Annotated in this window: 1 rRNA gene; it reads left to right on the top strand. The window is 52.5% G+C overall.

Annotation, left to right across the window (positions count from 1 at the left end):
- Positions 1–1856: ribosomal RNA gene (locus FDW92_RS04440) — 23S ribosomal RNA — on the top strand; the annotation flags it as partial.

Here is a 1856-nt window from a genome sequence, read left to right as displayed (position 1 = left end):
TGTTGTGAACTCGAAGAGTAGGGCGGGACACGTGGTATCCTGTCTGAATATGGGGGGACCATCCTCCAAGGCTAAATACTCCTGACTGACCGATAGTGAACCAGTACCGTGAGGGAAAGGCGAAAAGAACCCCGGCGAGGGGAGTGAAAAAGAACCTGAAACCGTGTACGTACAAGCAGTGGGAGCACCTTCGGGTGTGACTGCGTACCTTTTGTATAATGGGTCAGCGACTTATATTCTGTAGCAAGGTTAACCGTATAGGGGAGCCGAAGGGAAACCGAGTCTTAACTGGGCGTTAAGTTGCAGGGTATAGACCCGAAACCCGGTGATCTAGCCATGGGCAGGTTGAAGGTTGGGTAACACTAACTGGAGGACCGAACCGACTAATGTTGAAAAATTAGCGGATGACTTGTGGCTGGGGGTGAAAGGCCAATCAAACCGGGAGATAGCTGGTTCTCCCCGAAAGCTATTTAGGTAGCGCCTCGTGAACTCATCTTCGGGGGTAGAGCACTGTTTCGGCTAGGGGGTCATCCCGACTTACCAACCCGATGCAAACTGCGAATACCGAAGAATGTTATCACGGGAGACACACGGCGGGTGCTAACGTCCGTCGTGAAGAGGGAAACAACCCAGACCGCCAGCTAAGGTCCCAAAGTCATGGTTAAGTGGGAAACGATGTGGGAAGGCACAGACAGCCAGGATGTTGGCTTAGAAGCAGCCATCATTTAAAGAAAGCGTAATAGCTCACTGGTCGAGTCGGCCTGCGCGGAAGATGTAACGGGGCTAAACCATGCACCGAAGCTGCGGCAGCGACACTATGTGTTGTTGGGTAGGGGAGCGTTCTGTAAGCCGTTGAAGGTGTCCTGTGAGGGATGCTGGAGGTATCAGAAGTGCGAATGCTGACATAAGTAACGATAATGCGGGTGAAAAACCCGCACGCCGGAAGACCAAGGGTTCCTGTCCAACGTTAATCGGGGCAGGGTGAGTCGACCCCTAAGGCGAGGCCGAAAGGCGTAGTCGATGGGAAACAGGTTAATATTCCTGTACTTGGTGTTACTGCGAAGGGGGGACGGAGAAGGCTATGTTAGCCGGGCGACGGTTGTCCCGGTTTAAGCATGTAGGCGGAGCGTTTAGGTAAATCCGGACGCTTACTAACGCTGAGGTGTGATGACGAGGCACTACGGTGCTGAAGTGACAAATGCCCTGCTTCCAGGAAAAGCCTCTAAGCATCAGGTAACACGAAATCGTACCCCAAACCGACACAGGTGGTCAGGTAGAGAATACCAAGGCGCTTGAGAGAACTCGGGTGAAGGAACTAGGCAAAATGGTGCCGTAACTTCGGGAGAAGGCACGCTGATATGTAGGTGAAGCGGTTTACCCGTGGAGCTGAAATCAGTCGAAGATACCAGCTGGCTGCAACTGTTTATTAAAAACACAGCACTGTGCAAACACGAAAGTGGACGTATACGGTGTGACGCCTGCCCGGTGCCGGAAGGTTAATTGATGGGGTTATCCGTAAGGAGAAGCTCTTGATCGAAGCCCCGGTAAACGGCGGCCGTAACTATAACGGTCCTAAGGTAGCGAAATTCCTTGTCGGGTAAGTTCCGACCTGCACGAATGGCGTAATGATGGCCAGGCTGTCTCCACCCGAGACTCAGTGAAATTGAACTCGCTGTGAAGATGCAGTGTACCCGCGGCAAGACGGAAAGACCCCGTGAACCTTTACTATAGCTTGACACTGAACACTGGTCCTTGATGTGTAGGATAGGTGGGAGGCTTTGAAGTGTGGACGCCAGTCTGCATGGAGCCATCCTTGAAATACCACCCTTTAATGGCTGGTGTTCTAACGTGGGCCC

The sequence above is a fragment of the Citrobacter sp. wls706 genome, from assembly GCF_005281305.1.
GTDB classification, from domain to species: domain Bacteria; phylum Pseudomonadota; class Gammaproteobacteria; order Enterobacterales; family Enterobacteriaceae; genus Citrobacter; species Citrobacter werkmanii.
This window is presented reverse-complemented; position numbering and strand designations above follow the sequence as displayed.